Below are 26,955 nucleotides of genomic sequence, written 5' to 3' on the forward strand. Positions count from 1 at the left end.
CGGTTACATGGGGCGGGTCGCGGCGGTAGGGCCGCGCTCCGCGGCCGGCTTGGGTGCCACGCCGGCGTCGGGAGCGCGGTTACCGACCTGCGACGACCGGTGGCTGTCGGCCCCGGTCTGCGTGCCGGCCTGGTGTTCTTGGCCGTCGCGCTCCTTGGCGTCCTTGGACTCCTTGCCGTCCTTGGCGTCGACCGGCGGCTTCTCGCCGTCCTTTGCGCCGTCGGCGCCTTCGGCCTTGGCCTTCTCCAGCGTCTCCGCACCGGTTTCTGCGGCACCGCCACCACCTTGTGTCGCGGCCTGCACGATGCCCTGGACGCCCTGCATGACCTGCTGGGGAATCTGGCTCAGCCCCTGCGTCATGCCCTGGATCGGCTGGGTGACGGACTGCGCCATCTGTCCCATCATCTGACCCATCTGACCGAGCATCTGTCCGGCCGCCTGGCTTCCGCCGTCCTGGCCGGAGGGAGCGCCCGCGCCGCCGGGCGTCGCGGACCCCGTGGGCGAACCGCCTTGTCCGCCCGAGCCTTCCAGCTCGGCAGCGCGGGCCCTCAGGCGCTCGGCGGCCGCGGTGTCACCGCGCTCATAGGCCTGGGCGGCCTGTCGGAGCAGGCTCCCGAGCTCGCCGGAGGCGGCTTGGGTGGCCGCCACTGCGGCACTGCGTGACGCCTGGGTGCCGTCGAACGGGCTCTGCATCGGAAATCCGATGGCGCCGTGGCTGTCGGACACGCTCCCGACCGCACCGTTGAGCACATTGCTCGCCGACGAGCTGACATCGTCGAGTTGTTGACCCAGGGCATTCACTGCACCGATGTCTGCATTGAACTGTGTCATCTCGGCCCCTCGGATAGTGCGTTGCAGCTACCGATTCTACGGTCGGTTGGGGTCGGCTCCCGGCGGCGGATCCGCGATGGCCTGACGAGCCGCGTCGTTGGCCGCCGCCGACATTCCCAGGTCGTGATATCGCAGCGAAACCTCTTGCAGCCCACAGCGGTCGCCTGCCGCCAGGGCACGGGCGTGATCCATGGTGATTCTGCCGAACACGCAGTCCAACTCGATCCGGGCCAGGCTGTCCACGGCCCGGGTGTCGCCGAGGCGCACCCCGTCGTGCAATGCGCGTAACGCCACCGCGGTCTGACCGCCGCGCTCCGCGGTCTTGGCGGCGTCGCGCGCGGCGGCGATCGCGCCGAGGGAGTCCTTGCGGGCGTGGTACGTCCAGGCCCGGGCCAGTCCCAGTTCCGGCGCGAACAGCATGGATTTCAGTCCGTGCCGGGATTCGGCTCGGGACAACGCCTTTGCGGCCTCCATCGGCATCCCGTGCTGACCGAGTGCCTGCGCCAACAACATCCATGCCAAGGGGCCCCACGAATACCCGGTCGGCGCCAAAGCTGCTGTCGCGCGGCGCAGTAACGACACGGCCTGCAGCGACCCGCGGACCAGCAACACATCAGCGACCAGTACCTCGCCGATGGCCCGGCCCGGCTGCTGCAACTGGGCGAAATCGGTCAGTTCCTGCGCCATGGCCTGGGCCTCGTCCAGCTGACCGGTGAGCAGCAGCGCCGTGGTCTGCCCGAAACCACTGGTGAAGCGCAGCAGGCCAGGATGCCCGGCATCCAGCGCCCGCTGCGCCATGGGGTCGACGTCGTCGAGCCGGCCCAGCCGTGCACAGCTGAGTGCCGCCGCCGACGCGGCCCACCCGACGGCGGTGTCGTCGGCGGCATCGCTCTCCAGCACGTCTTCGGCGAGCGACAAAGCCCGTTGGGGTGCACCGGCATTCATCGAGAACGTGGCCGAGAGGGCGTCGAGGGTGGTCTGCGCTTGCGGTGTGCTCACCCGGCCCCGGGTGGCGCGCAGAAACGCGGTGGCCCGCTCCGGTTCGGAGAGCATCCAGAATTGATTGGCCGCCCGCGGCAACGCCCACGCCATCAGCTGGGCGTCGTTGAGCTCGGCGGGGTCGACCGCTGACAGCACGTCGTCGGCCTCGCGTCCGCGCCCCTGCCAGGCCAGCGAGTAGGCCAGCGTCAAGCGGGCCTCGAAGCCGGCGGCCAAGGCCGTCCGGCCCAGGTGCTCAGCCAGGTTCAGATCGCCCAGCCGCAGTGCGGTGGCCGCGGCGGCCGCGACCTCGAGCGGCGGCTGAGGCCGGTCGCTGTCCACGGCCAGCACCGCGACGCGCAGCTGGTCCACCACACCGCATCCCGGCGTCGCCAGCATGCGGTCGACCAACGCGGTGCGCAGTCGGCGTAGTGCGGGACCGCCCACCGAGGCGCGGACCGCGTCGCGGAACAGCGGGTGCGCGCAGCCCACCATGGCGTTCTCGATCCGCACGGCGCCGCTCTCGCGGGCCCGCTCGATGGCATCGGCACCGGTCAGCGGAAGCAGAACCGCCAGCGGCAGCGGATCGTGCACGGCCAGATACCGCAGGGTGCGCAAGGCGTCGCCGGGCAGGTCGGCGACGAACGACGCCACCTGTTCGGCGAGCCGCGCGTCGTCGTGACCGGCCGGACACACTTCGATCCGGTTGACCAGTCCGTCCCGCCACAGCGCGGTGACCTCCGCGGGTCCCTCGTCGTCGGCGGTGGCGATCACCTTCGCCGCATCGCTGACGGCCAGTTGGTACACCAGGGCGGCCGACAACGGGTCGAGCAGATGCGCGTCGTCGACCACCAGAAGCAGGTCGGAGCCCAGGGCCTCGCGGCCCGCCCGGAGCACCTCGGCGGTCTTGCCGACGACGGGCACGTCGATCAGATGATCCACCGCCGCAAAAGGAATGCCTGCCGCCGACTCGGTGCCCGTAACCCAGGCCACCCGGCGAAAGTCCGCACCGTGCTGCTCGGCCGCGCAGCGGGCCAGCGACGTCTTACCGACCCCGTCAGGACCGATCAGGACAGCGCCGGACCGGTCGCGCAAACCGGCCTGAAGGCCGTCAAGAGCGCGGTCACGCGGGGTGATCACCCAGTCGACAGACACCTACGCGATCTTATGGGCGCAGCTATCCCACCCGGCCGGAAATCGGGTGTTCACTCCGAACCCTTACGTTGTGTACGTGTCCGGTGAAGTTGGCCGCCCATGGGCGGTATGTGTGTATTGCGCGTCTGGTCCCACCCACCCAGAGTTGTTGGCGCTCGCCAGCCAGGTGGGATTGGCGATCGCCAAGCGCGGCTGGACGCTGGTGTCCGGCGGCGGGAACGTCTCGGCGATGGGCGCGGTGGCCCGCGCCGCCCGGTCGGGTGCCGGCCACACCGTCGGAGTGATCCCGAAGGCCCTCGTGCACCGCGAACTCGCCGACATCGACGCCGCCGAACTCATCGTCACCGACACCATGCGCGAACGTAAGAAGGAGATGGAGGACCGCTCCGACGCGTTCATCGCGCTGCCCGGCGGCATCGGCACGCTCGAGGAGTTCTTCGAGGCCTGGACCGCGGGCTACCTGGGGATGCATGACAAGCCGCTGGTTCTGCTCGATCCGTTCGGGCACTACGACGGGCTGGTGACGTGGCTGCACGGTCTCGTCGAAACGGGCTACGTGTCCCCGGGGGCGCTGGACCGTCTGGTGGTGGTCGACGACGTCGACGCCGCGCTGGCGGCGTGCTCCCCGCAGCCCTGACCGGGCGGTTCATCGGTAGGTAGAACCGGCGGTAACGCCGATCACCTGCGTGGTTAAGGTGAGGCCACACCTACGGGCCAATGTGGAGGGGATTCACCGTATGACCGACCAGAAATCGGGGACTCGCAGCAGCGTCGGGCTGCGCGACATCGCCACCCAGGTTCCCGGCCTGCTGATGGATGCTCCCGTGATCCTGCGCGGGGTACTCACCGGATTTCTGGCCCGCCCGACCGCCAAGACCTCCATCGGCAAGGTCTTCCAGGACCGTGCCGCGCAGCATGCCGACCGGGTCTTCATCAAGTTCGGCGACGAGCGCATCACTTACCGCGAGGCCAACGAGACCGTCAACCGCTACGCCGCGGTGCTGGCCGCACGCGGCGTCGGGCACGGCGACGTGGTCGGCGTCATGCTGCGCAACTCACCCGACGCCGTGCTGCTCATGCTGGCGATCGTCAAGTGCGGCGCGGTCACCGGGATGCTCAACTACCACCAACGCGGCAAGGTGCTCGCCCACAGCATCGGCCTGCTGACCGCGACAGCCGTCGTCGCCGAGCCCGATCTGATCGATCCCATCGTCGAAAGTGGTGCCGACACCACCGGATTGATGACCATCGAGGAGCTGCACCGGCTTGCCGCCACCGCACCCGTCGGCAATCCGGCCAGCGCGTCGGCGGTGCTGGCCAAGGACAAGGCGTTCTACATCTTCACGTCCGGCACCACCGGCATGCCCAAGGCCAGCGTCATGACGCACTACCGCTGGCTGCGTGCCCTGGGCGGGTTCGGCGGCCTGGGATTGCGCCTGCGCAACACCGACGCCCTGTACTGCTGCCTGCCGCTCTACCACAACAACGCGCTGACCGTATCGCTCGGTTCGGTGTTGAACTCCGGCTCGGCGCTGGCGCTCGGCAAGTCGTTCTCGGCGTCGCGGTTCTGGGACGAGGTGATCGGCTACGAGGCCACCGCGTTCGTCTACATCGGCGAGATCTGCGGCTACCTGCTCAATCAGCCGCCCAAGCCGACCGACCGGGCACACAAGGTGCGGGTGATCGTCGGCAACGGCTTGCGCCCGGCCATCTGGGACGAGTTCACCGAGCGCTTCGGCATCCCGCGTGTCTGCGAGTTCTACGGCGCCAGCGAGGGCAACACCGCCTTCGTCAACGTGTTCAACGTGTCCAAGTCGACCGGTATCTGCCCGAGCCCGGTGGCGTTCGTCGAATACGACCCCGACAGCGGCGAACCCGCCCGAGGATCCGACGGCAGGCTGCGCAAGGTCAAGACCGGTCAGCCCGGCCTGCTGCTGTCCAAGGTCAGCGACTTCCAGCCGTTCGACGGCTACACCGACAAGTCAGCCACCGAGAAGAAGCTGATCCGCAACGCGTTCCAGGACGGCGACGTTTGGTTCAACACCGGGGACCTGATGCGGTCGCAGGGCTTCGGGCACGCCGCATTTGCCGACCGGCTCGGCGACACCTTCCGCTGGAAGGGCGAGAACGTGGCCACCACCGAGGTCGAGGCCGCACTCACCGGTGCGCCGGCGATCGAGGAATGCACGGTGTTCGGCGTCGAGGTGCCGGGTGCCGGTGGCCGCGCCGGGATGGCCGCGGTGCAGCTCAAGGACGGCAAGGAGTTCGACGGCAAAGAGCTGGCCGACGCGTTCTACGGCCACCTGCCCAGCTACGCGGTACCGCTGTTCATCCGGGTGGTCGACAGCTTGGCGCACACCTCGACGTTCAAGAGTCAGAAGGTGGAACTGCGCAAACAGGGTTACGGCGACGAGGTCACCGACTCGGTGTACGTGCTGGCCGGCCGCGACGAGGGATACGTGCCGTTCTACGCCGACTACCCCGACGAAGTGGTGGCCGGCAAGCGACCGAAGTAGCCACGAAATCGCACGACGTTAGCCTGGATGGCGTGTTGACGTCGCCGCCGAGCCCTGGTCGGACCTTCTGTGGTCGCCCGGTGGCCGGTGACCGCGCGCTGATCATGGCCATCGTCAACCGCACGCCCGATTCGTTCTACGACCGCGGGGCCACGTTCACCGACGAGGCCGCGAAGTCCGCGGCCCACCGCATGATCGCCGAGGGTGCCGACGTGATCGACGTCGGGGGAGTCAAGGCAGGCCCAGGGGGGCCGGTCGGCCCAGACGAGGAGGCCGCCCGCGTCGTGCCGTTCATCGAATGGCTGCGGGGCGCCTACCCGGACCAGCTGATCAGCGTCGACACGTGGCGCTCGACCGTCGCCAAGCAGGCCTGCGCCGCGGGTGCCGACCTGATCAACGACACCTGGGCCGGCGCCGACCCGGGACTGCCGGCGGTGGCCGCCGAGTTCGGGGCGGGCCTGGTGTGCTCGCACACCGGCGGGGCGGTGCCGCGCACCCGGCCGTTTCGCGTGAACTACGGCATCACCGAACGCGGTGTCGTCGACGACGTGATCGCAGAGGTGACCGCGGCCGCCGAGAACGCCGTGGCCGCCGGGGTTCCTCGGGACCGGATCCTCATCGATCCGACCCACGATTTCGGCAAAAACACTTATCACGGTCTTAGTTTGTTGCGCCACGTAAAAGATCTTGTTAAGACCGGATGGCCGGTCCTGATGGCCCTGAGCAATAAGGATTTTGTCGGGGAGACTCTGGGTGTGGACGTGACTGAGCGCCTGGAGGGCACCTTGGCCGCGACGGCATTGGCCGCCGCGGACGGTGCCGCGATGTTCCGGGTGCACGAGTGCGGGCCCACCCGGCGCGTGCTCGAGATGGTCGCGTCGATCCAGGGAGTGCGGGCACCCGCACGAACAGTGAGGGGACTGGCATGACCCTAATGCCCGAACTGGCCGTCAACGATGGCGTCGCCGGACACCGCTGGCTGGCCGACCGCAGCTGGAACCGTCCGACATGGACGGTCGCCGAGCTGGAAGCGGCCAAGGCCGGCCGCACCGTCTCGGTGGTGCTGCCCGCCCTCAACGAAGAAGAAACCGTCGGATCGGTGGTGGAGACCATCACGCCGCTGCTCGGCGGCCTGGTCGACGAGCTGATCGTGCTCGATTCGGGCTCGACCGACGACACCGAGATCCGCGCACTGGCGGCCGGTGCGCGGGTGGTCAGCCGTGAGGTGGCGTTGCCCGAGGTGGCGCCGCAACCCGGCAAGGGCGAGGTGCTGTGGCGCTCGCTGGCTGCGACCACCGGCGACATCATCGCCTTCGTCGACTCCGACCTGATCGATCCCGACCCCATGTTCGTGCCCAAGTTGCTGGGCCCGCTGCTGACCGTCGACGGTGTGCACCTGGTCAAGGGGTTCTACCGACGCCCACTCAAGATCAGCGGCAGCGAGGACGCCAACGGCGGCGGACGGGTCACCGAACTCGTCGCCCGCCCGCTGCTCGCCTCGCTGCGGCCCGAGCTCAACTGTGTCCTGCAGCCGCTCGGCGGTGAATACGCCGGCACCCGGGAGCTGCTGACGGCCGTGCCGTTCGCCCCGGGTTACGGCGTGGAGATCGGCCTGCTCGTCGACACCTACGACCGCCTCGGCATGGACGCCATAGCCCAGGTGAACCTGGGTGTGCGCGCACACCGCAACCGGCCGCTGACCGAATTGGCCTCGATGAGCCGGCAGGTGATAGCCACGTTGCTGTCCCGCTGCGGCATCGCCGACTCCGGCGTGGCGCTCACGCAGTTCTTCGCCGACGGTGACGGGTTCACCCCGCGGGCGTCGTCGGTATCCCTCGCAGACCGGCCGCCGATGGTCACCCTGCGTCCGCACTAGCCTCCGACCGGTTGTCAGACGGTTGAGGCAGTATCGACGGTGTGACATTGATTCTGCTGTACCTGGTGGTGCTGGTCCTGGTGGGCACCGTGCTGTTCGGGGTGGGCAGCGTGATCTTCGGTCGGGGCGAGACGCTGCCGCCGCTGCCGCGGGGGACGACGGCGACGGTCCTGCCGGCCTCCGGCGTCACGAGCGCCGACGTGGATGCCCTGCGGTTCGCCCAGACGGTGCGCGGCTACAAGACCAGCGAGGTCGACTGGGTTCTGGATCGGCTGGGGCGGGAACTCGACGGGTTACGCGGTGAGCTGGCTGCACTACGCGCGGCGTACGGCGTTCCCGACGATGCCGAGCGCGACGATGCCGAGGTGTCGGCCACGGCCGGCCAGATCCGCGCCTCGGACGACACGTGACCGACGACGGCCGCGTCCGCTGTGGCTGGGCGGTCGACAGCGCCGCGGGCTCGACCCTGTACCGCGACTACCACGACACCGAGTGGGGCCGGCCGCTGCGGGACTCTGTAGCGCTGTTCGAACGGGTGAGCCTCGAAGCGTTTCAGAGCGGTCTGTCGTGGCTGACCATCCTGCGTAAGCGGGAGAACTTCCGCCGCGCGTTCGACGACTTCGACCCGGAAACGGTCGCGGGCTACGACGACGCCGACATCGAGCGGCTGATGGCCGATACGGGCATCGTGCGCAACCGGGCCAAGGTCCTGGCCACCATCGCCAATGCCAGGGCCGTCACCGAGCTCGATGTCGACCTGGCTGAGCTGCTGTGGTCGTTCGCGCCGCCACCGCGCCCGCGACCCGCTGACCTGTCGGAGGTGCCCGCGGTAACCCCGGAGTCCACGGCGATGGCCAAGGAGCTGAAGCGGCGCGGCTTCAAATTCGTCGGGCCCACGACCGCGTACGCGTTGATGCAGGCCACCGGAATGGTGGACGACCACATCAGGTCCTGTTGGGTTCAGGCGTCCCGCTAGGCGGCACGCCGCCCGACATCCGACGGGTCTTTGCACACCCATCGCCGCGGATAGGGAAGAATAGGGGTAGTTCAGTAGCAGTTCAGTGCCGGGTGCCGCCAACGAGTGGGCGGGGCCGGGCCCCGACCCGGCCCACCGAACGTGGACGGGCTCATTTGGAGGGAGCACTCGATGGCGGCGATGAAGCCCCGGACCGGCGACGGTCCACTGGAAGCAACCAAAGAGGGGCGAGGCATCGTGATGCGGGTACCGCTGGAGGGTGGCGGGCGTCTGGTCGTCGAGCTGACCCCGGACGAGGCAGCCGCCCTCGGCGACGAACTCAAGGGCGTCACCAGCTAGTGCATTCGGCGTGATCGGTTGCCCACCGGCAAGCGATCACGCCGAATCTCTATCCCGCCACTTTGCGGTAGATCTCCACCGTCTGCTCGGCGATGTGGGCCCAGGAGAATTCCCGGATGCACCGTTCGCGTCCGGCCGCGCCGTACCCGGCGGCCCGCTGCGGGTCGGCCACCAGTGAGTTGACGGCTTCGGCCAGTCCCGACTCGAAGGCGCCCGGTTCGGCTGCGTCATAGTGCACCAGCAGCCCGGTCTCACCGTCGGCGACCACTTCGGGGATTCCCCCGACATCCGACGCCACCACGGCCGTCGAGCATGCCATCGCTTCCAGATTCACGATGCCCAGTGGCTCATACACGGACGGGCACACAAAAACCGTTGCGGCGGACAGTATTTCCCGGATCTTATGAGCGGGCAGCATTTCCTGCACCCAGAACACGCCTGATCGGGCGCGGGCCAGTTCGGCCACCGCGCCGGAGATCTCCGCAGCGATTTCGGGGGTGTCGGGCGCTCCCGCGCACAACACCAGCTGCACGTCGGGGCTGAAGGTGTGCGCCGCGGCGACCAGGTGCGCCACACCCTTCTGGCGGGTGATGCGTCCGACGAACGCGACGATGGGGCGGGTCGGGTCGACGCCGAGATCGGCGAGCACCGATTCGCCGCCGCTCGCGTGCGCATCTCCTGAATCGCTCCTCGCGTGCGCAGGGAACCACACGTCGGTGTCGATCCCGTTGCGCACCACGTGCACTCGATCCGGAGCCAGCCCCGGATAGGTACGCAGGACGTCCTCGCGCATCCCCGCACTGACCGCGATGACCGCATCGGCCGCCTCGACGGCGGTGCGTTCGACCCACGAGGAGATGCGGTAGCCGCCGCCGAGCTGTTCGGCCTTCCACGGCCGCATCGGTTCCAGTGAGTGTGCTGTCAGTACGTGGGGAATGCCGTACAGCAGCGCGGTGAGATGCCCTGCCATGCCCGTGTACCAGGTGTGCGAGTGCACGACCGTCGCCTGCGCGGCGCTGTTGACCATGTTCAGATCGGCCGAGAGCGTCGACAGCGCCGCATTGGCGCCCGCCAACGCGGGGTCGGGCTGTGCCACGATGGCCCCTTCGCGCGGTGCACCCATACAGTGCACGTCGACCTCACACAAATGACGTAGCTGGGCGACGAGCTCCGTGACATGAACTCCCGCACCGCCGTACACCTCGGGTGGATACTCCCGAGTCATCATGGCCACCCGCATATCTGGAACCGTAATGGGCCGCCCCGTCGTAGCGCAGGATTGTGGGCAACCTCGTGCCGAGAATGTTGGTGGCCACGATGCGAAAAGGCTTGTGGACACGGGCCACCAATCGTGTCAATGGCTGGCAGCACTGCGTGGCTGCGGATAGGTTTGCAGCATGAGGGAGCTGCCACACGTGCTGGGCATTGTTCTGGCCGGCGGAGAGGGCAAGCGGCTGTACCCGTTGACGGCGGACCGGGCCAAACCAGCGGTTCCGTTCGGCGGCGCATACCGGTTGATCGACTTTGTGCTGTCGAATCTGGTCAACGCACGTTATCTGCGCATCTGCGTTCTCACGCAATACAAATCGCATTCTCTGGACCGCCACATCAGCCAGAACTGGAGGTTGTCGGGTCTGGCCGGCGAGTACATCACGCCGGTGCCCGCGCAGCAGCGGCTCGGACCGCGCTGGTACACCGGATCTGCCGATGCGATCTATCAGTCGATGAACCTGATCTACGACGCGGACCCGGACTACATCATCATCTTCGGCGCCGACCACGTGTACCGCATGGATCCCGAGCAGATGCTCCAGTTCCACATCGAGAGCGGAGCGGGTGCGACGGTCGCCGGGATCAGGGTTCCCCGCGCGGAGGCCAGCGCGTTCGGGTGCATCGACGCCGACGACACGGGCCGTATCCGGAATTTCATCGAGAAGCCGGCCGACCCGCCCGGCACGCCCGACGATCCCGAGCAGACCTACGTTTCGATGGGCAACTACATCTTCACCACCAAGGTGCTCATCGACGCGATCCGGGCCGACGCTGACGAAGACGGCTCCGATCACGACATGGGTGGCGACATCATCCCGCGGCTGGTGGCCGATGGCATGGCCGCGGTCTACGACTTCAACAACAACGAGGTGCCCGGAGCCACCGAACGTGACCACGGCTATTGGCGCGACGTCGGCACCCTCGACGCGTTCTACGACGCCCACATGGATCTGGTCTCGGTGCACCCGGTGTTCAACCTGTACAACAAGCGCTGGCCGATCCGTGGCGAGTCGGAGAACCTGGCGCCGGCCAAGTTCGTCAACGGCGGCTCGGCACAGGAGTCCGTGGTCGGCGCAGGCAGCATCGTTTCCGCGGCCTCCGTGCGCAATTCGGTGCTGTCGTCCAACGTCGTGATCGACGACGGCGCGATCGTCGAGGGCAGCGTGCTGATGCCGGGTACCCGGGTGGGTCGCGGCGCCGTGGTGCGTAAGGCGATCCTGGACAAGAACGTCGTCGTCGGGCCGGGCGAAATGGTCGGGGTCGACTTGGAAAAGGACCGCGAGCGGTTCTCGGTCAGTGCCGGCGGGGTGGTAGCCGTCGGCAAGGGCATCTGGATCTGATCGGACTCACCACACGTAGGGCAACAGTCGGTAGCGCACTTTTTCGGTGTACGCGGCGTACCCGTCGAGCTCGGTGCGCAGCATCTTCTCCTCATCGGTGATCCGCACCGCCAGCGCGGGCACGGTCACCACGACCGCCAGCAGCGCCCAATAGGAGCCCAGCGCCAACGGTATTCCGATCATCAGGAGCACCGTGCCGACATACATCGGATGACGCACCACGCCGTACAGGCCGGTGCTCACCACACGCTGCTCGGACTCCACGCGGATGCTGGCACCGGCGAAGCTGTTCTGGAAGACGACGGCCTGTGCCAGTGCGAGCCCGGCCAACACCAGTACGTTGCCGAGGATCACCACGGGGACGGGGACGTGCGACCAGCCCTCGCGGTGGTCGACCGCGCTGATGATGAGCACGGCGACCACCGATATGAGGCTGACGGTGATGACGATCTTCTGCACCGCCCTGGTTTCGGCTTTCGGTCCGCCGCGCATCCGGCGTTGCAGCGCGGCCGGGTCCTTGACCGCCAGATAGAAACTCGGAACCAGTGTGGCGACCGCGAACACGGCGATGAACACCCAGGCCTGCCAGTAGTCGAGCGTGCCGGCCGACGCGAACAAGGCAAAACCCAACAACACCACACCGAATGCGGCCGACACCACGGTTTGCATGATGAGTTTGAGCATGATGTCCTCCCTGCTACACGGCATCGCGGTGGCGGTAGACCCACCCTGCGATGAGCGTCAATGTTGTTGCCGTGACGACCATTACGGCCAACCTGGTGAGCGGCACGTGGCTGGGTATGGTGGTCTGGCCGACGGGCGAGAGCTGCAGCAGCCAGTGGGGGAGTCGCAGCAGCGCCCCGAGGTACAGCGCGACGATGACGAAAGTGACTGCCAGCCAACCGATCCAGGGCCGACGCAGGGCGACCGCCAGAGCGGCGACGGCGGCCAGCACCGCCATGGCAGGTACGAATCCCAGCCCGGCCAATGTGAGTCGTGCGATGGTGGCGGGCTCGCCGAGCGTCACGCCGGCACCCAGGCCATTGCCGAAGCCGGCCACCAGCATCAGCACCGCTGATCCGAGCACGGCCGAAGCCACCGCTTCGAGCAGCCAGCGCCACCGCGACGTAGCGCCCGCCAGCACCGCCTCACCGAGGCCGGCCTGCTCGTCGCTGTACACCCGCAGTACGGCCGAGACCACGTAGGCCGACGTCGCCGCGGCCAAAAACTGCGTCATGGTGGTGTACACCCCGTCGTTGCCCTGGGCGTCCAGTACCCGGGCGATCAGCTCGTTGGTGCGCGCCGCGTCCAACAGCGATTTCGTCATCGAACCGAATGCCAGCCCGGCCAGGAACAGCCCCACGCCCCAACCGATGGTCGGACCGCGCTGCAAGGTCAGATGCAACTGGAAGGGTCCGGAAATGCGGTGGGCGTTCACGCGTTCACCGGTGGAGGGCAAATTGCCGTCGTCGTACTGCCTTCTGGTCTCCAACGCCGCCGCCAGCAGCATCAGTGTCACCGCCAGCGCCACCAGCATCGCCAGCGGCCACCAGCGCAGCTCCACGAACGACCGCATCTGCTGAGCCCACGCGATGGGGGAGAACCAGCTCAGGGTGCTGCCGGAGGTGTCGATGACGTCGCCGACACCCCGCACCAGTGCGGCGAGGGCCAGCGTGCCCATCGCGGCCCCGGTGGCAGTGCGGGCCTGCCGCCACAGCTGCGCGGTGACGGCAGCGACCGCGCCGAACACCATCGCGACCGCGGTGATGCCCAGACACATCGCGGCGGTATCGGCGACCGCGAAACCGGTCGAGGCCATCGCCACCGTCATGGTGACCGCCAACACCGCGTTGACGGCGCCGATCAGCGCCAACGCGGCGAAGGTGCGGGCGTGCCTGCCGACCACCGAGGACAGCACGAGTTCGGCTGCGCCGCTTTCCTCCTCGGCGCGAGTGTGGCGAATCACCGTGGAGATGGCCAGTATCGAGATGGCGACGATCAGGGTGAGCATGAGCTCGTTGGCCATCATCACGCCGAGGTCGGTCTCGTTGCGGCCGAACATCGGACCGCCGAGCATCGTACCCGCGGGTGTCTTGAGCAGTTCGACCCGCGACAACCGTTGCTGCTCTTCGGGATAGGCCAGCTTGATGGCATTGGGTGCGTAGACCATCATCAGCGTCACGACAGCGATCCAGACACTGAGCCGCACCCGGTCGCGGCGGACGGCCAGCCGCAGCAGACCGGCGGTACCGGCGAACGATGACCGCGCCGTGAGCGTTGGGGCGGTGGTCATGACGACACCCGCTGATACTCGCGCAGGAACAGATCTTCCAGCGACGCCGGTGTCACCGACAGGTCCCGGATGCCGAGATCCGCCAGCTCTGCCATGGTCCGGTCGAGATCGGTGCGGTCCACCGAGAAGCGGTAGTGGCCGTCGGCGATGGAAAAGTCGTGCACGAATGGCATCCGTTGCAGCACTTGACCGTCGGTGCTGGTGCGGACCTGCACGGTGGTCTGCATGAGGTGCTGCAACTGGCTGAGTGTGCCCGACCGAACGGCGCGGCCCGCGCGGATGATGGTCACGTTGTCGCAGAGCTTCTCCACCTCGGCGAGGATGTGGCTCGACAGCAGCACCGCCGCGCCGCGGGACGAGACTTCGCTGACGCACTGCTGAAAAGCTTTCTCCATCAACGGGTCAAGCCCCGATGTGGGTTCGTCGAGAATGTAGAGCTCGGCATTGGTGCTGAAGGCCGCCACGATCGCCACCTTCTGCCGGTTGCCCTTGGAGTAGGTTCTGGCCTTCTTGTGCGGATCCAGCTCGAAGCGTTCGATGAGCTGATCGCGCCTGCGGGTGTCGATGTGGTTGCCGCGCAGGCCGGTCAGGAAGTCGATGACCTGTATGCCGGTGAGATTGGGCCACAGCGTCACATCGCCAGGCACGTAGGCGATTCTGCGATGCAGGGCCACGGCGTCGTGCCAGGGGTCGCCGCCGAGGAGGCGGACGGTTCCGCCGTCGGCGCGCAGCAGGCCGAGCAGCACCCGGATGGTGGTGGACTTGCCTGCTCCGTTGGGCCCGAGGAAGCCGGTGACGGCGCCGGGTGCAACAGTCAGGTTGAGTCCGTCGAGTGCCTTGGTCCGCCCGAAAGACTTTGACAGACCCTGGATTTCGATCGCTGCATCAGGCATGGTCACGCTCCCTCCGGTCGGGCTGCTGCCGGCGCGTCCGGACCGCTGAACGGGATGCCCTTTTCGCGCTGGGCCAGGAACGCGTCGTACATGGTGGAATCGGCCATCAGGCCGTTGGTGTAGAGCTCGAGCGCGGGCAACACCATCTCCTCGCCGTAGTCGTGCAGGACTGTGCGCAGATCGGTTGGGTTGTCGTGCATCTGGATGTACAGCAGGAACGCGCCTCCGCCGCAGATCGCCAGATAGCGGGCTCGTGCGTGGGGGTCTCTGCTCGGCTTGAGAACGCCGGTGCGCACACCCTCCTCGAGGTACTGCTCGGCGTTCTCGAGCATCTTCATCCAGAACGACTTGGCCAGCTCGCTGCCGGACTGCATGCTGCGCACCAGGTAGGCGACCAGGGGTGCGAACGATTCGATCTCGGCCATCTGGGCCAGCCAGCTCGCGGGGTCTGCGCTCTGCATCGACTCCGACTTGGCGTCGCGGATGACGTCGGCCACGTAGGCATCGCAGGACTTGCGCAGGCCGTCCTTGGAGCCGAAGTGATGAATCACCAACGCGGCGCTGACGCCGGCGGCCTCGGCGATGGTGCGCAGGCCGACACTGAACCCGTGTTGGCCGAACTGGTCGATCGCGGCGTCGCGGATTCTCGCCGTGGTCGTTCGATCTTCATTGACTGAACGCATGTTTAGTACGCTAAACGCGCGTTCAGCGCAGAGTCAAGAGGTGGCCCGTCAGGAATCCGTAAAGATCGCCGAAGACGCGCGAGCAGTCACTGCGGTACGCCAAACGCGGCGTGTCGGGTGCCGGAGCGTCTGCTCGCGCGAGAAAAAGGGAGGCGCGAGAAAAAGGGCGGTGCGGGAGAGTTCAGTCGCGAACGGCGGCGAGCAGGCCGTCGCCGAGGGGGATCAGCACCGGGGTGAGCCGCTCGTCCTCGGCAATGAGCCGGGCGGCTTCACGTACCGCGGTCACCTCGGCGTCGCGGGCGGTGGCGTCGCCGGCGCGGCCGCCGAGTGCGGCCCGGTGCACGACGATGGCGCCGCCCTGACGCAGCAGCCGGACCCCTTCGGTCACGAACTGCGGCTGGTCGGCCGGGTCGGCGTCGACGAACACCAGGTCGTAGGACTCGTCGGCGAGCCGGGTCAGTACATCTTGGGCGCGGCCGCTGATCAGCCGGGTTCGGCCCGGCCCCACGCCGGCCTCGCTGAACCCCTGCTTGGCGATCCGCAGGTGCTCGGGCTCGACGTCGATCGTGGTGAGCACACCGTCGTCACGCATGCCCGAAAGCAGCCACAGTCCGCTGACCCCGGCGCCGGTGCCCACCTCGACGACGGCTCGGCCGCCGGTGAGCCGCGCCAACACGCTCAGCAGTGCGCCGACGGCCGGTGTGACGGCGCCGGCGCCGATGTCGACGGCACGTTCGCGGGCGGCGGCGACGATCGAATCCTCCGAAATCGACCGTTCGGCGTGGGTCACGATCGCCTCGGCGTGGCTGGGGTGCGCCTGACCCTGAGTCTCGTCGGAGCTGACCATGCCCGCAGCGTAGGCCAGTAGCCACCGCGGCTGTCGCGACACGCCCGCACCGGGCGCCGATTCCGGTCGAAAAACAGCTGATTTGCCCAGGTTGTGACGCATATCGCTTGGATTCTCAGGGAAAGTTAAGTTTGCTCATATGCCCGCCTCACCGGCATGGGGAACGGTAACTCGCATGGAACACGGCCGTCTCCCGCGCTCTGTGGAGCGGACTTGGAATAACGACATTGGCCCGAGTGTTAGCTCTCTTGAGGTCTGTGAGCAGGAGGAACCGACGACCATCGCATCTCAGTCGATCACCACATCCCAGCCCGCCCCGGTGACCATGTCCCACCTGGAGCAATACACCGACGGCGAGTGGGTGCAGCCGTCCGACGAACTGACCGGCACCGCTGTCTTCGACGCGACCGGCGACCAGGCGGCCATGCCGTCCTGGGACGAACTGGTGCGTCAACACGCCGACCGGGTCTATCGGCTGGCCTATCGCCTGTCGGGCAACCAACACGACGCCGAGGACCTGACTCAGGAAACGTTCATCCGCGTGTTCCGGTCGCTGCAGAACTACCAGCCCGGCACGTTCGAGGGCTGGCTGCACCGCATCACCACGAACCTGTTCCTCGACATGGTGCGACGTCGCGGACGCATCCGGATGGAAGCGCTGCCAGAGGACTACGACCGCGTGCCGGCCGACGACCCCAACCCCGAGCAGATCTACCACGACTCGCGCCTGGGTGCCGACCTGCAGGCCGCGCTGGACTCGTTGGCTCCCGAGTTCCGCGCCGCCGTGGTGTTGTGCGACATCGAGGGTCTGTCCTACGAGGAGATCGGCGCGACGCTCGACGTCAAACTGGGCACTGTGCGTAGCCGCATTCACCGGGGCCGCCAGGCGCTGCGTGACTATCTCGCCAAGCACTCTCCGGAAACTGCTCAGTCCGCCTGAGCAGTCATGAGTGCCTCGGGCCGGGTCCCGCGCTACATTCACTAATGAGGTTCAAATGTGCCCGAGAGGAGCTGGGTGATGGTCGACCCGGGACACGTGTTCCGTCGCGCATTCTCCTGGCTGCCTGCGCAATTTGCATCTCAGAGCGATGCGCCGGTGGGTGCGCCGCGCCAGTTCGGATCCACTGAGCACCTGTCGACCGAGGCCATCGCGGCCTTCGTGGACGGCGAGCTGCGGATGACCGCGCACCTGCGGGCGGCACACCACCTTTCGCTGTGTCCCGATTGTGCGGCCGAGGTGGACGCCCAGGGACAGGCCCGAGCGGCATTGCGGGACTCGTGCCCGATCTCCATTCCTCATACCTTGTTGGGGATGTTGTCGCAGATACCGCACCATGCGCCGCATCAGGCAGCCGAATGGCCGAACCAGGGCGAGTTTGCTGACGACCCGAATCGGGCCCGGCGTAAGCGCCGGTAGGCTAGAGCAACACGCGAGCTAGTGTCCCGCGCAGGCCCTCTGGCCGCAGCGGGCGCTCCGATCAGAGAGTGACACACCGTTGACCGACCAGGATCAGCCCGGCGAGAACGACCGTCTGGCGCCCCGTGCTGTTCAGCGGCCACCCGTCGACCCGGCGTCGCAACGTGCGTTCGGGCGGCCGGCCGGGGTCGACGGATCGTTCCTCGGCGCCGAGAAGTATGAGGACCAGGGCGAGTACACGCCCAAGGACCAGGCCCCGGACCCGGTGTTGGCCGAGGCGTTCGGGCGCACCGGCGAGTACTCCCTGCAGCGCCACCCCGCCGATGCGGGTGCTCTGGCGGCCGAGCGGGACGGTGACGGCGAGGACGAGGTCGCCGATCCCTGGCGAGATCCGACTGCCGCGGTTGCCCTGGGCACTCCGGCCCGGCCTCCGACGCCGCATCCGGTCAGCACCGAACCGGTCACCAAGCTGGGTTTGCGTGATGTGTTGTTCGGACGACGGGTCTCGGTGCTCGCATTGATCACGCTGGGGCTCATCGCCCTGCTGGTCGGCGCGTTCGGTGGCGTCGTGGGCCGCATGACGGCCGAGACCGTGCAGGCGTTCACCACGTCGAAGGTGACGCTGGAGACGGGTAACAACCCCGAGCAGCCCGCGGGCCGATTCGCGACCGTCGCCGCCGCGGTGGCCGATTCCGTGGTCACCATCGAGGCCAAGGGCAAGACCGAGGGCTCGCAGGGCTCCGGCGTCGTGATCGACAAGTCCGGCTTCATCGTCACCAACAACCACGTGATCTCCGACGCCGCCGCCAAGCCGGCCGATTACCAGCTCAGCGTGGTGTTCAACGACGGCACCGTCGTCCCGGCCCGCTTGATCGGCCGCGATCCCAAGACCGACGTCGCGGTGCTCAAGGTCGACAACGTCGACCACCTCAGCGTGGCCCGCATGGGCGATTCGGAGAAGCTGCAGGTCGGTCAGGAAGTGATCGCCGCAGGCGCCCCGCTCGGCCTGCGCAGCACCGTCACGCACGGCATCATCAGCGCACTGCACCGGCCCGTGCCGTTGTCCGGCGAAGGCTCCGACACCGACACCGTGATCGACGGCGTGCAGACCGACGCATCGATCAACCACGGCAACTCCGGCGGCCCGTTGATCAACATGGACTCCGAGGTCATCGGCATCAACACCGCCGGAAAGTCGTTGTCGGACAGTGCCAGTGGTCTGGGCTTCGCGATTCCGGTCAACGAGGTCAAGCGGGTGGCCGAGAAGCTCATCCAGGACGGCAAGATCGTGCACCCGGCGCTGGGGTTGACCGCCGTGTCGGTGAGCAACAGCGTGGCGTCCGGCGCCAAGGTCAGCGATGTCAGCCCGGGCAGCCCCGCCGAGAAGGCCGGCATCCTGGAGAACGACGTCGTTGTCAAGATCGGTGACCGGAAGGTGGCCGACGGTGACGAGTTCGTGGTCGCGGTACGCCAGCTCAACGTCGGGCAGGAGGTTCCGATCGAGGTGGTCCGCGAAGGTCGTCCGCTCACCCTGATGATCACGCCCGTCGGCGACGACCAAAAAAAGCAGTAAGTCGTGTTCGCCAACATCGGGTGGGGCGAGATGCTCGTGCTGGTGATCGCCGGCCTGGTGATCCTCGGCCCGGAGCGGCTGCCCGGTGCGATCCGCTGGACCTCCAGCGCGCTGCGCCAGGCCCGCGACTACGTCAGCGGCGCCACCAGCCAGCTGCGGGAAGATCTGGGCCCCGAGTTCGAAGACTTGCGCCAGCCGCTGGCCGAACTGCAGAAGCTGCGGGGCATGACGCCGCGCGCGGCCATCACCAAGCATCTGCTCGAAGGTGACGACTCGTTCCTCACGGGGAAGTTCGACGAGAAGCAGGCGCAGGAGCTGGCCCAGCAGCCGCCGACGTTGACCCCGCCGCCGGAGACGCCGCAGCCGAAGTCGTCCGGGACGGTGTTCGACCCGGACGCCACCTGACCGACGCCGCGTCGGCCGCACGTCCCTCGAGCGAGACCACCCAGTACCGCAGGCCCATCGCCCATCCCACGAACACGGCCAACGCCAGCAGGTTGGCCGGAATCAGTCGCGGATCGTCGTATATCGCCACTACCACGAGTGCGGTGACCAACACCGTCACGCCGACCCAGAGGTGAAAGACGATGCGGGCGATCACGGCCGCCGGCCGCTGAATCCGGTACAGCAACAGTGCCCGGCGAACCGTCATTCGCTGGTCTGCCATCGCGGCGTCGGAGTTCTCGGCGTGCAGAGACCAGAAGCGGAAGACCAGTGCGATCAACATCATCATCGCCACGCCGAGGACGTCGCCGTAGACGAACCCGCCGGAGAAGTAGTTCGCGACACCGAGCGTGTCGGTGCGCCCGAATGCCGAACCCAGTACGGAGCTGACGTTCTGAGCGACCATGCCGAGGCACAGCCAGTAGAAGGCCCGCAGTATGCGTGCCGGCCGTCGGTGCATCGGAAACGCGAGTAGCAGGCGACGCAGGGTGACCGACGGCTTCTTCTCCACCGGCGGCGGTTCAGACCTGGTGACGAGGGTGGAGGCCTCCGCCAGCCAGCGCTGCGCCTGCTCGGCAGCGCGTTGCTGGGCTTCGGGTGACTCGGCGACCAGCTTGCTGGCGTTCCACCACTCCGAGGCGAACGCCACCTGCCTGCTGGCGTCGTCGAAGGCGAGCTTGCGGCTGCCGGCCTGGGTTCGGCGCTCCCGCCAGTCGCCGACCACCAGCGCGACGATGCCTATCCCGGCGGTGAGCACGGGCGTCAGCACGGTCAGCGCAATGCGTATGACCTGGTCAGTATCCATCGCGCCTCGATCCCGCTCACACCGCGAGTGAGAGTAGAGGCCAATAATGCCATTGACGGCCCCGTCATCGAGGCCGTATCGCTAGCGGCCTGCGGGGTCGAGGCCCAGCGACATGCCCGCCAGCCCACGTTTGCGGCTGGAGAGCGCGTCGGCGACCTTGCTCAGCTCCTGCGCGGCCGGTGAGTCCGGTGCGGACAGCACCAGCGGAACACCGTCGTCGCCCGCGGACACCAGCGCCGGGTCGATCGGCACCTGGCCCAGCAGCGGCACCTCGGCACCCACGGTGCGGGTGAGCGAATCGGCCACCTGACGGCCGCCGCCCTCGCCGAAGAGCTGCAGGGTGGTGCCGTCGGGCAGCGCCATGCCGGACATGTTCTCCACGACGCCGGCGATGCGCTGACGGGTCTGCACAGCGATGGCGCCTGCGCGCTCGGCGACCTCGGCCGCGGCGGCCTGCGGGGTGGTCACCACCAGGATCTCCGCACCCGGGATCAGCTGCGCCACCGAGATCGCGACGTCGCCGGTGCCCGGCGGCAGGTCGAGCAGCAGCACGTCGAGATCGCCCCAGTACACGTCGGCCAGGAACTGCTGCAGCGCGCGGTGCAGCATGGGGCCGCGCCACACCACGGGCGTGTTGCCCTGGGTGAACATCGCGATCGAGATGACCTTCACGTCGTGGGCGACGGGCGGCAGGATCATCGAGTCGACCTGGGTGGGCCGGTCGGCGGTGCCCATCATCCGCGGCACCGAGTGCCCGTAGATGTCAGCGTCGAGCAGGCCGACGGACAGCCCGCGCGCCGCGAGCGCCGCGGCCAGGTTGACCGTCACGCTGGACTTGCCGACGCCACCCTTGCCGGACGCGACGGCATACACGCGTGTCAGCGAACCCGACTGTGCAAAGGGGATCACGGGCTCGCGGGAATCGCCGCGGAGCTGCTTGCGCAGTTCGGCGCGCTGCTCGTCGTTCATCACGTCGAGGCTCACCTTGACCGCGCCGGTGCCGGGTACGTCGGTGACGGCCTTGGACACCAGGTCGGCGATCTCGTTCTTCTTCGGGCAGGCCGCGGTGGTCAGGTAGATCTCGACGTGCACCCCGCGATCGGGTTCGATCGTGATGTTCTTGACCATGCCGAGGTCGGTGATCGGTCGCCGGAGTTCGGGATCGATCACTTTGGTCAAGGCAGCGCGAACCGCGGCGGGCAGCTCAGTGGCAGATTCGGACATCACCGCAGATTCTACGGCTGCCCGGAATTGCGCCGGTCACGGCGTCAGGCCGGACCGGGCGCAGGCCCCGGTGCGGGGCCGAGCGCGGGCCCGGGGACAGGTCCGAGGGCGGGCCCAGGAGCGGGAGCCGGGGGCGGTGGCGTGTCACTTAAGCAGAACACCACGCAGGTGGGCGGTGGCGGCGGCTGCTCCCACGGCGGTCTCCACGGCGGCGGCGCGGCCGGCGTCGGCGACGGGATGGCCTGCGCGGGCCCCGGCAGCGGCCCGAGCACCTGCCCCGGCGCGAAGCCGGGAACGTTGGCGCCGGTCAGCTGAGCTGCGGTGTCACCGCCGCCCAGCACCGGGATGAGCGCCATCGGGTCGCCGGGCGGCAAGCCCGTGGCGTTGATGGGCAACCCGGGGCCAAGGCCTTCGGGATTGTCCAGATGCGCATCGCCGATGGGCGGGATGGATCCGGTGATCGGGGGCAGATTGACCGGCACCACGCCGGTGGCGTAGGCCGCTGCCCAGCCCATGACGTTCTGGGCGTAGGCGACCGAGTTGTTGTACCGCAGGATCGCTGTCATCACCTGCGAGGAATCCCGCAGGTTGAGCCCGCCGGAGCACAGATACCGCGCGGCGGCCAGGGACGCGTCGAAGACGTTCTGCACGTCGGCCTTGCCGTCGCCGTCCCCGTCGGAGGCGTACCGGGCCCACGTTCCGGGCAGGAACTGCATCGGGCCCATGGCCCTGGCATAGGTGACCCGGCCGGCCTGGGCGCTCTGCACGATCACCTCGTTGCCGGGCAGGGTGCCGTCCAATGCCGGTCCGTAGATCGGGCGCACCGCGGTTCCGCGGACGTCGGTGGCGCCGCCGTTGGCGTGCCCGGACTCGATCCGGCCGATGCCTGCCAGCAGGTTCCAGCTGATGCCACAGCCGGGTGCGGCCGCCGACATCATTCGCTCGGCGTTGCGATAGGCGGCCAGCGCGATCGACGGAATGCCAAGCGCCCCTGGGGAATTCACGATCATCGCGGGCGGGGGAGCCGACACCGTCGCGGTGGCGATGTGGAACATGGTCGGCACTTTCGCCGCGGCGACCACCGCGGGCCCGGATTGATCGGGCGAGGGTTCCACGGCGGCCAGTGGGGTGACCGCGGCGTCGATGACGTTGCTGGCCGGTACCGGCCCGGACGCGCCGACGGCGCCGGCCAGGATGATCGGGGAGAGCGCCGCAACGCCGAGAATCCCGCGCCCGCGGGGGCCGGAAAAGAGCTCGCGGACGTGAGGAGCAGAAAAGAGCTCGCGGACGTGAGGAGCAGAAAAGGGCTTGGCATGGGCGAGCCGACCAAGTCGGCGTCGAGCGGCGACCACGAAAGCCGCACCTCCCCCTACGCGCACTTAACCGTCCTGACGTCGATTTCAGCCGACAAAAAGCGTGTGAACCAAGTCACCATAACTAATCCGGTTGCTCTTGTTGCGACAATGGTTCACTGACGTCGGCGTCACTGGGTTTGGCGGTGCGCTCGGAGTCATCGCCTTTGCCGGACCGACCACCGCGTTTCGCGCGCTTTTGCAACCCGCTGATCGCCTCGTGGAGTTCTTCCAATTCGCGGCGCAGATAGTCGCGGGTGGCGACTTCGCCGACGGCGAGGCGCAGCGCGGCCAGCTCACGCGCCAGATATTCGGTGTCGGCCTTGGTCTGCTCGGCCCGCCTGCGGTCCTCTTCGAGGGCCACGCGGTCGCGGTTCTCCTGCCGGTTCTGCGCCAGCAGGATCAGCGGGGCCGCGTAGGCCGCCTGGGTTGAGAACGCCAGGTTGAGCAGGATGAACGGGTACGGGTCCCACTGCAGCTTGATGGAGACCAGGTTCAGCGCGATCCAGACGATCACGATGATGGTCTGGATGGCCAGATAACGTCCGGTGCCCAAGAACCGCGCGATGGATTCGCTGAACCGGCCCACTGCCTCGACGTCGACGTGCAGCCCCAAGCCGCGCGTGGTGCGGGGAGTGTCCAGCCGCTGACGCGCCGACAGGTCGCTCATGAGCCCGCCACCGGCAGCGTGGGTTCCTCGCGCTCACGCCAGTCGTCCGGGAGCAGGTGGTCGAGCAGGTCGTCGACCGAGACCGCGCCCAGCAAGTGGTTCTCCTCGTCGACAACCGGGCCGCAGACCAGGTTGTACGCGGCGAAGTACCGGGTCACCGCGGCCAGCGAGTCCCCGGGGCCCAGATTGGGCAGATCGGTGTCGACGATGCCGCTGACCAGTGCTGCCGGCGGTTCGCGCAGCAGCCGCTGCAGATGGACGCAGCCCAGGTAATGGCCGGTCGGGGTGGCCGTTGGTGCGCGCGCGACGAACGCCAACGACGCCAGCGCGGGCGTCAGGTCCGGATCGCGCACGCGGGCGAGCGCCTCGGCCACCGTGGTGTCGGGAGCCAGGACCACCGGCTCCGAGGTCATCAGACCGCCCGCGGTGTCCGGCGAGTGGGACAGCAGCCGTCGCACGTCCTCGGAGTCCTCGGGATCCATGCGGCCCAGCAGCACCTCGGCGTCGGCCGGGGTCAACGTGCCGAGCAGGTCCGCGGCGTCGTCGGGGTCCATCGCCTCGAGCACGTCGGCCGCGCGTTCGGTGTTGAGCTGCTGCAGCACCTCGGCCTGCTCGTCCTCGGGGAGCTCCTGCAGCACGTCGGCCAGGCGCTCGTCGTCGAGTGCGCGGAACAACTCGTAGCGACGCTTGGCCGGCAGCTCGCGCAGGGCCTCGGCGACCTCCACCGGCCGCTGGCCCTCGAACTGCTCCAGCAGCGACGCCACGCCCTGATCGGGCATCGCCAGGCCCGACGGGGTCAACCCCTGCACGTTCTGCCAGTCGACCACGTGGATGTTGCTGCGCCGCCCGAGCCTGCGCTGTGGGCGCACCGCGACCCGCGTGACCATCCAGTCCCTGGTCCGGGTCTGCTCGATGCCGAGATCGGTTACCACGACGTCGATACCGGCGAGCTGCGGCAGGTCGGGATCGTCGACTCGGACCCGGGTCTCCACCACCTGGCCCAGCACCAGAACCTCGCCGGGCCGCTGGGCGAACCGGCGCAGCGACACACTGCCCGTGGCCAGCGTCACCGAGCCCGGCTCGATCGCCGTCACCCGCAGAATCGGCACGAAAATTCTTCGCCGCGTGAGCAATTCGACCACCAGGCCGAGCACCCTGGGCTGCTGGCGCACGATACTGATGCTGATCACCACATCGCGGACGCGGCCGATGGACTCCCCGTCGGGGCCCAGCACGACCATCCCCACCAGCCGGGCTGCGTAGACCCTGTTCACCGCCGCCATGAGTCAAAGGGTAGAGAGTGTGGTCGTGGACAACCTGTATCGGCCCCGTCGAACCTGTCTGTCGGTTCCCGGCAGCAGCGCCAGGATGATCGAGAAGGCCAAAACCCTGCCCGCCGACGAGGTGTTCCTCGACCTGGAAGACGCTGTCGCGGCCGATGCCAAGGCGCAGGCGCGCACCCAGGTGGCCGCGGCGTTGGCCTCCGACGGCTGGGCCGGGCAGCTGCGCGGTATCCGGGTCAACGACTGGACGACACCGTGGACCCATGCCGACGTGATCGAGGTGGTGTCGGCCGCTGGAGCCGCACTGGATCTGATCGTGCTGCCCAAGGTGACCGAGGTGGCGCACGTCCAGGCGCTGGATCTGTTGCTCACCCAGTTGGAGACGACGCACCGACTGCCGGTGGGCCGCATCGGCATCGAGGCGCAGATCGAGAACGCGCAGGGGCTGACCAACATCGACGCCATCGCGGCGGCGCCCCGGGTGCAGGCACTGGTGTTGGGGCCAGGGGACATGGCGGCCAGTCTCAACATGCGCACGCTGGAGGTCGGCGGGCAGCCCGAGGGCTACGACATCGGCGATGCGCATCACCACGTGCTGATGCGGATCCTCATCGCCGCGCGGGCCCGGGGCATCAACGCGATCGACGGGCCGTACGTGAAGGTCCGCGATGTCGACGGGTTCCGGCGCGTGGCCGGTCGTTCGGCGGCGTTGGGCTACGACGGCAAATGGGTGCTGCACCCCGAGCAGATCGTCGCGGGCAACGAGATCTTCAGCCCCCGTCAGGATGATTACGATCACGCCGAATTGATCCTGGAGGCCTACGACTGGCATACCTCAGGGGCGGGCGGCGCCAGGGGAGCGGTGATGCTCGGCGACGAGATGATCGATGAAGCCAGCCGCAAGATGGCGCTCGTGGTCGCAGGCAAGGGGCGGGCGGCCGGGATGACGCGCCACGGCGCACGTTTCGAGCCGCCGCGCTGACTCAGTGGGTGCCGGAGATGGCGACCATCACGATCAAGAACAGGATGTACAGGACGATGCCTGCTGTGATCAGCCCACCGACGATGACGGCGGCCAGCGCCAACCCGTAGCCTTCCTGGCCCGTGCGTTTGGTCTCGCGCATGGCCATGACGCCCAGGATCACGCCGATGGGCGCGGGCAGGCAGACCAGCAGGCCCAACGCAGAACAGACCAGCGCGCCGATCGCCATACCGCTCGTACCGCGGTGCGGTGGATAGCCGTAGGACGGGTACGACGGATATCCGGGGTACGCCGCAGGCGGATAGGGCTGCGGATAGCCGACAGGCCCCGGCGATTGCGTCGGATACAGCGGCGGCGGCAGTCCGGCGTCGGCCGGATAGTCCAGCGGCGCAAGCGGATCCGTGGACGGCGAGTGCTCAATCGGCGGGTATTCCCTGCCGCCGAACTGCGGATCTGGCTGGTTGGTCACGAGTAGGTGGACGTCGACGAGCTGAGTGCGGCGATCACCACGATCAGGATGGCGAGCACCGGAACCACCGCACCGATCGCGATACCCGCGATGGCCAGACCGCGACCGCCCTGGCCGGACTGCTTGATCTGGTTGAGCGCGATGATGCCCATCACGATGCCTGCGATCGACGCGGCGAATCCGCTGAAGCAGAGGAACATCAGCGGCACCGAGAGCACCGAGGCGACCAGAGACCCGATGGCCAACGGGTTGTTGGTCCCGGGAGCAGGCCCGCCGTAACCGCCGTAGCCGCCGACCGGATACCCGTCGGGCCCGGCAAAGCCCGGGGCGCCGTACGGGGCCGGCGGCGGATATCCCGGCGGCGGGGGATAACCGGGTGCGCCGCCGTAGGGCGGCGGGGGAGGCGGGGGGTACGCCGCGGGCTGCGGCGGGTACGGCGGATAGTTCATGGGGTAGTCGACCGCGGGGGGCGACGGCGGTGTGGGCGGCGGCGAGTACGTCGGCCCGGCCGCGTACCCCGCATCAGGCCGGGCCTCGATGGAGGGCGGGGCGTCATAAGACGGTTGCGCTTCTGCGGCAGGCGGCAGATCCTTGGATTGCTCGATCGGAGGTGCTTCATAGCCGCTCGACGATGGTTCTGACGGCACGGCACTGGGCTCGGATGCAGGTGTTTCGCCTGCGTGGCCGTCCGGGTTTGTCATGCTGATCAACCTAGCGCACGGCGTGGAACGTAGAGG

At 68.2% G+C, this 26,955-nt stretch carries 27 protein-coding genes; 13 read left to right on the forward strand and 14 right to left on the reverse strand.

Annotated elements, in window-relative coordinates; translation table 11 throughout:
* Positions 1 to 3: 3 nt before the first annotated feature.
* A complete protein-coding gene (locus BTO20_RS09090; RefSeq protein ID WP_087075178.1) occupies positions 4 to 831 on the reverse strand; it encodes a type VII secretion target in 828 nt (275 codons plus the stop codon).
* Between the two features lie 36 nt (positions 832 to 867).
* Positions 868 to 2,964 carry an ATP-binding protein gene (locus BTO20_RS09095; RefSeq protein WP_087075180.1) on the reverse strand — a complete coding sequence of 699 codons (2,097 nt, stop codon included), beginning with the start codon at positions 2,962 to 2,964 and terminating at the stop codon, positions 868 to 870.
* Between the two features lie 76 nt (positions 2,965 to 3,040).
* Here BTO20_RS09095 and BTO20_RS09100 point away from each other — a divergent pair, with 76 nt between their 5' ends.
* The 7 genes from BTO20_RS09100 to BTO20_RS09130 all read left to right on the forward strand — a co-directional run bounded on the left by BTO20_RS09100 (position 3,041) and on the right by BTO20_RS09130 (position 8,671).
* The gene (locus tag BTO20_RS09100; RefSeq protein ID WP_087081842.1) at positions 3,041 to 3,601 is read left to right on the forward strand and encodes an LOG family protein; all 561 of its coding nucleotides are present in this window, start codon (positions 3,041 to 3,043) and stop codon (positions 3,599 to 3,601) included.
* A gap of 100 nt (positions 3,602 to 3,701) precedes the next feature.
* Positions 3,702 to 5,480 (forward strand): long-chain-acyl-CoA synthetase FadD6, encoded by a 1,779-nt coding sequence (gene fadD6, locus BTO20_RS09105; protein ID WP_087075182.1) that lies wholly within the window; start codon positions 3,702 to 3,704, stop codon positions 5,478 to 5,480.
* A gap of 104 nt (positions 5,481 to 5,584) precedes the next feature.
* Complete coding sequence (gene folP, locus BTO20_RS09110) at positions 5,585 to 6,409, forward strand: dihydropteroate synthase (protein WP_087081844.1); 825 nt, start codon at positions 5,585 to 5,587, stop codon at positions 6,407 to 6,409.
* Between the two features lie 5 nt (positions 6,410 to 6,414).
* Complete coding sequence (locus tag BTO20_RS09115) at positions 6,415 to 7,356, forward strand: glucosyl-3-phosphoglycerate synthase (protein WP_408632185.1); 942 nt, start codon at positions 6,415 to 6,417, stop codon at positions 7,354 to 7,356.
* A gap of 41 nt (positions 7,357 to 7,397) precedes the next feature.
* A complete protein-coding gene (locus tag BTO20_RS09120; RefSeq protein WP_087075187.1) occupies positions 7,398 to 7,766 on the forward strand; it encodes a DivIVA domain-containing protein in 369 nt (122 codons plus the stop codon).
* Positions 7,763 to 8,332, forward strand: coding sequence for a DNA-3-methyladenine glycosylase I (locus tag BTO20_RS09125; protein ID WP_087075189.1), 570 nt, complete (start codon positions 7,763 to 7,765; stop codon positions 8,330 to 8,332). The genes BTO20_RS09120 and BTO20_RS09125 overlap by 4 nt, the downstream gene beginning before the upstream one ends.
* Before the next feature lie 171 nt (positions 8,333 to 8,503).
* Complete coding sequence (locus BTO20_RS09130) at positions 8,504 to 8,671, forward strand: DUF3117 domain-containing protein (protein ID WP_003406247.1); 168 nt, start codon at positions 8,504 to 8,506, stop codon at positions 8,669 to 8,671.
* A gap of 49 nt (positions 8,672 to 8,720) precedes the next feature.
* Here the strand turns inward: BTO20_RS09130 and glgA are convergent, their stop codons facing one another.
* Positions 8,721 to 9,911, reverse strand: coding sequence for a glycogen synthase (gene glgA, locus BTO20_RS09135; protein WP_087075190.1), 1,191 nt, complete (start codon positions 9,909 to 9,911; stop codon positions 8,721 to 8,723).
* 157 nt (positions 9,912 to 10,068) lie between these two features.
* Here glgA and glgC point away from each other — a divergent pair, with 157 nt between their 5' ends.
* Positions 10,069 to 11,283 carry a glucose-1-phosphate adenylyltransferase gene (glgC, locus tag BTO20_RS09140; protein ID WP_029366571.1) on the forward strand — a complete coding sequence of 405 codons (1,215 nt, stop codon included), beginning with the start codon at positions 10,069 to 10,071 and terminating at the stop codon, positions 11,281 to 11,283.
* A gap of 6 nt (positions 11,284 to 11,289) precedes the next feature.
* Here glgC and BTO20_RS09145 read toward each other — a convergent pair whose 3' ends face one another.
* The 5 genes from BTO20_RS09145 to BTO20_RS09165 all read right to left on the reverse strand — a co-directional run bounded on the left by BTO20_RS09145 (position 11,290) and on the right by BTO20_RS09165 (position 15,999).
* Positions 11,290 to 11,967 (reverse strand): methyltransferase family protein, encoded by a 678-nt coding sequence (locus tag BTO20_RS09145; protein WP_087081846.1) that lies wholly within the window; start codon positions 11,965 to 11,967, stop codon positions 11,290 to 11,292.
* A gap of 13 nt (positions 11,968 to 11,980) precedes the next feature.
* Positions 11,981 to 13,576 carry an ABC transporter permease gene (locus tag BTO20_RS09150; protein ID WP_087075192.1) on the reverse strand — a complete coding sequence of 532 codons (1,596 nt, stop codon included), beginning with the start codon at positions 13,574 to 13,576 and terminating at the stop codon, positions 11,981 to 11,983.
* Positions 13,573 to 14,469 (reverse strand): ABC transporter ATP-binding protein, encoded by an 897-nt coding sequence (locus BTO20_RS09155; protein ID WP_087075195.1) that lies wholly within the window; start codon positions 14,467 to 14,469, stop codon positions 13,573 to 13,575. The genes BTO20_RS09150 and BTO20_RS09155 overlap by 4 nt, the downstream gene beginning before the upstream one ends.
* 2 nt (positions 14,470 to 14,471) lie before the next feature.
* A complete protein-coding gene (locus BTO20_RS09160; RefSeq protein ID WP_087075197.1) occupies positions 14,472 to 15,152 on the reverse strand; it encodes a TetR/AcrR family transcriptional regulator in 681 nt (226 codons plus the stop codon).
* A 181-nt stretch (positions 15,153 to 15,333) separates the two neighbouring features.
* The gene (locus BTO20_RS09165; RefSeq protein ID WP_087081848.1) at positions 15,334 to 15,999 is read right to left on the reverse strand and encodes an O-methyltransferase; all 666 of its coding nucleotides are present in this window, start codon (positions 15,997 to 15,999) and stop codon (positions 15,334 to 15,336) included.
* A 175-nt stretch (positions 16,000 to 16,174) separates the two neighbouring features.
* Here BTO20_RS09165 and sigE point away from each other — a divergent pair, with 175 nt between their 5' ends.
* The 4 genes from sigE to tatB all read left to right on the forward strand — a co-directional run bounded on the left by sigE (position 16,175) and on the right by tatB (position 19,394).
* The gene (gene sigE / locus BTO20_RS09170; protein ID WP_198344306.1) at positions 16,175 to 16,939 is read left to right on the forward strand and encodes an RNA polymerase sigma factor SigE; all 765 of its coding nucleotides are present in this window, start codon (positions 16,175 to 16,177) and stop codon (positions 16,937 to 16,939) included.
* A gap of 78 nt (positions 16,940 to 17,017) precedes the next feature.
* Positions 17,018 to 17,416, forward strand: coding sequence for an anti-sigma E factor RseA (gene rseA / locus BTO20_RS09175; RefSeq protein WP_087075199.1), 399 nt, complete (start codon positions 17,018 to 17,020; stop codon positions 17,414 to 17,416).
* A 79-nt stretch (positions 17,417 to 17,495) separates the two neighbouring features.
* Positions 17,496 to 18,989 (forward strand): serine protease HtrA, encoded by a 1,494-nt coding sequence (gene htrA, locus BTO20_RS09180; RefSeq protein WP_087075201.1) that lies wholly within the window; start codon positions 17,496 to 17,498, stop codon positions 18,987 to 18,989.
* 3 nt (positions 18,990 to 18,992) lie between these two features.
* Entirely contained in the window at positions 18,993 to 19,394 is a 402-nt protein-coding gene (gene tatB, locus BTO20_RS09185; protein WP_087075203.1) for a Sec-independent protein translocase protein TatB, read from the forward strand.
* Between the two features lie 925 nt (positions 19,395 to 20,319).
* On the opposite strand, the gene BTO20_RS09195 is transcribed toward tatB, so the two are convergent.
* The 4 genes from BTO20_RS09195 to BTO20_RS09210 form a co-directional block, all read right to left on the reverse strand.
* Positions 20,320 to 21,462, reverse strand: coding sequence for an Mrp/NBP35 family ATP-binding protein (locus tag BTO20_RS09195; protein ID WP_198344307.1), 1,143 nt, complete (start codon positions 21,460 to 21,462; stop codon positions 20,320 to 20,322).
* Positions 21,463 to 21,506: 44 nt separating this feature from the next.
* The gene (locus tag BTO20_RS09200) at positions 21,507 to 22,688 is read right to left on the reverse strand and encodes a lytic transglycosylase domain-containing protein (RefSeq protein ID WP_087081852.1); all 1,182 of its coding nucleotides are present in this window, start codon (positions 22,686 to 22,688) and stop codon (positions 21,507 to 21,509) included.
* Between the two features lie 211 nt (positions 22,689 to 22,899).
* Positions 22,900 to 23,484, reverse strand: coding sequence for a DUF1003 domain-containing protein (locus tag BTO20_RS09205; protein ID WP_087075208.1), 585 nt, complete (start codon positions 23,482 to 23,484; stop codon positions 22,900 to 22,902).
* Positions 23,481 to 24,767 (reverse strand): magnesium transporter MgtE N-terminal domain-containing protein, encoded by a 1,287-nt coding sequence (locus BTO20_RS09210; RefSeq protein ID WP_087075210.1) that lies wholly within the window; start codon positions 24,765 to 24,767, stop codon positions 23,481 to 23,483. The genes BTO20_RS09205 and BTO20_RS09210 overlap by 4 nt, the downstream gene beginning before the upstream one ends.
* Before the next feature lie 25 nt (positions 24,768 to 24,792).
* Between BTO20_RS09210 and BTO20_RS09215 the strand changes: the two genes are divergently transcribed.
* Positions 24,793 to 25,749 carry an HpcH/HpaI aldolase/citrate lyase family protein gene (locus BTO20_RS09215; protein WP_087081854.1) on the forward strand — a complete coding sequence of 319 codons (957 nt, stop codon included), beginning with the start codon at positions 24,793 to 24,795 and terminating at the stop codon, positions 25,747 to 25,749.
* Position 25,750: 1 nt separating this feature from the next.
* On the opposite strand, the gene BTO20_RS39870 is transcribed toward BTO20_RS09215, so the two are convergent.
* Positions 25,751 to 26,218 carry a DUF4190 domain-containing protein gene (locus tag BTO20_RS39870; protein ID WP_198344308.1) on the reverse strand — a complete coding sequence of 156 codons (468 nt, stop codon included), beginning with the start codon at positions 26,216 to 26,218 and terminating at the stop codon, positions 25,751 to 25,753.
* Positions 26,215 to 26,919: a DUF4190 domain-containing protein gene (locus BTO20_RS09225; protein ID WP_087075212.1), complete on the reverse strand. Its 705-nt coding sequence runs from the start codon at positions 26,917 to 26,919 to the stop codon at positions 26,215 to 26,217. The genes BTO20_RS39870 and BTO20_RS09225 overlap by 4 nt, the downstream gene beginning before the upstream one ends.
* Positions 26,920 to 26,955 lie beyond the last annotated feature (36 nt).

This window comes from Mycobacterium dioxanotrophicus, from assembly GCF_002157835.1.
In the GTDB taxonomy this organism is placed as follows: Bacteria; Actinomycetota; Actinomycetes; order Mycobacteriales; family Mycobacteriaceae; genus Mycobacterium; species Mycobacterium dioxanotrophicus.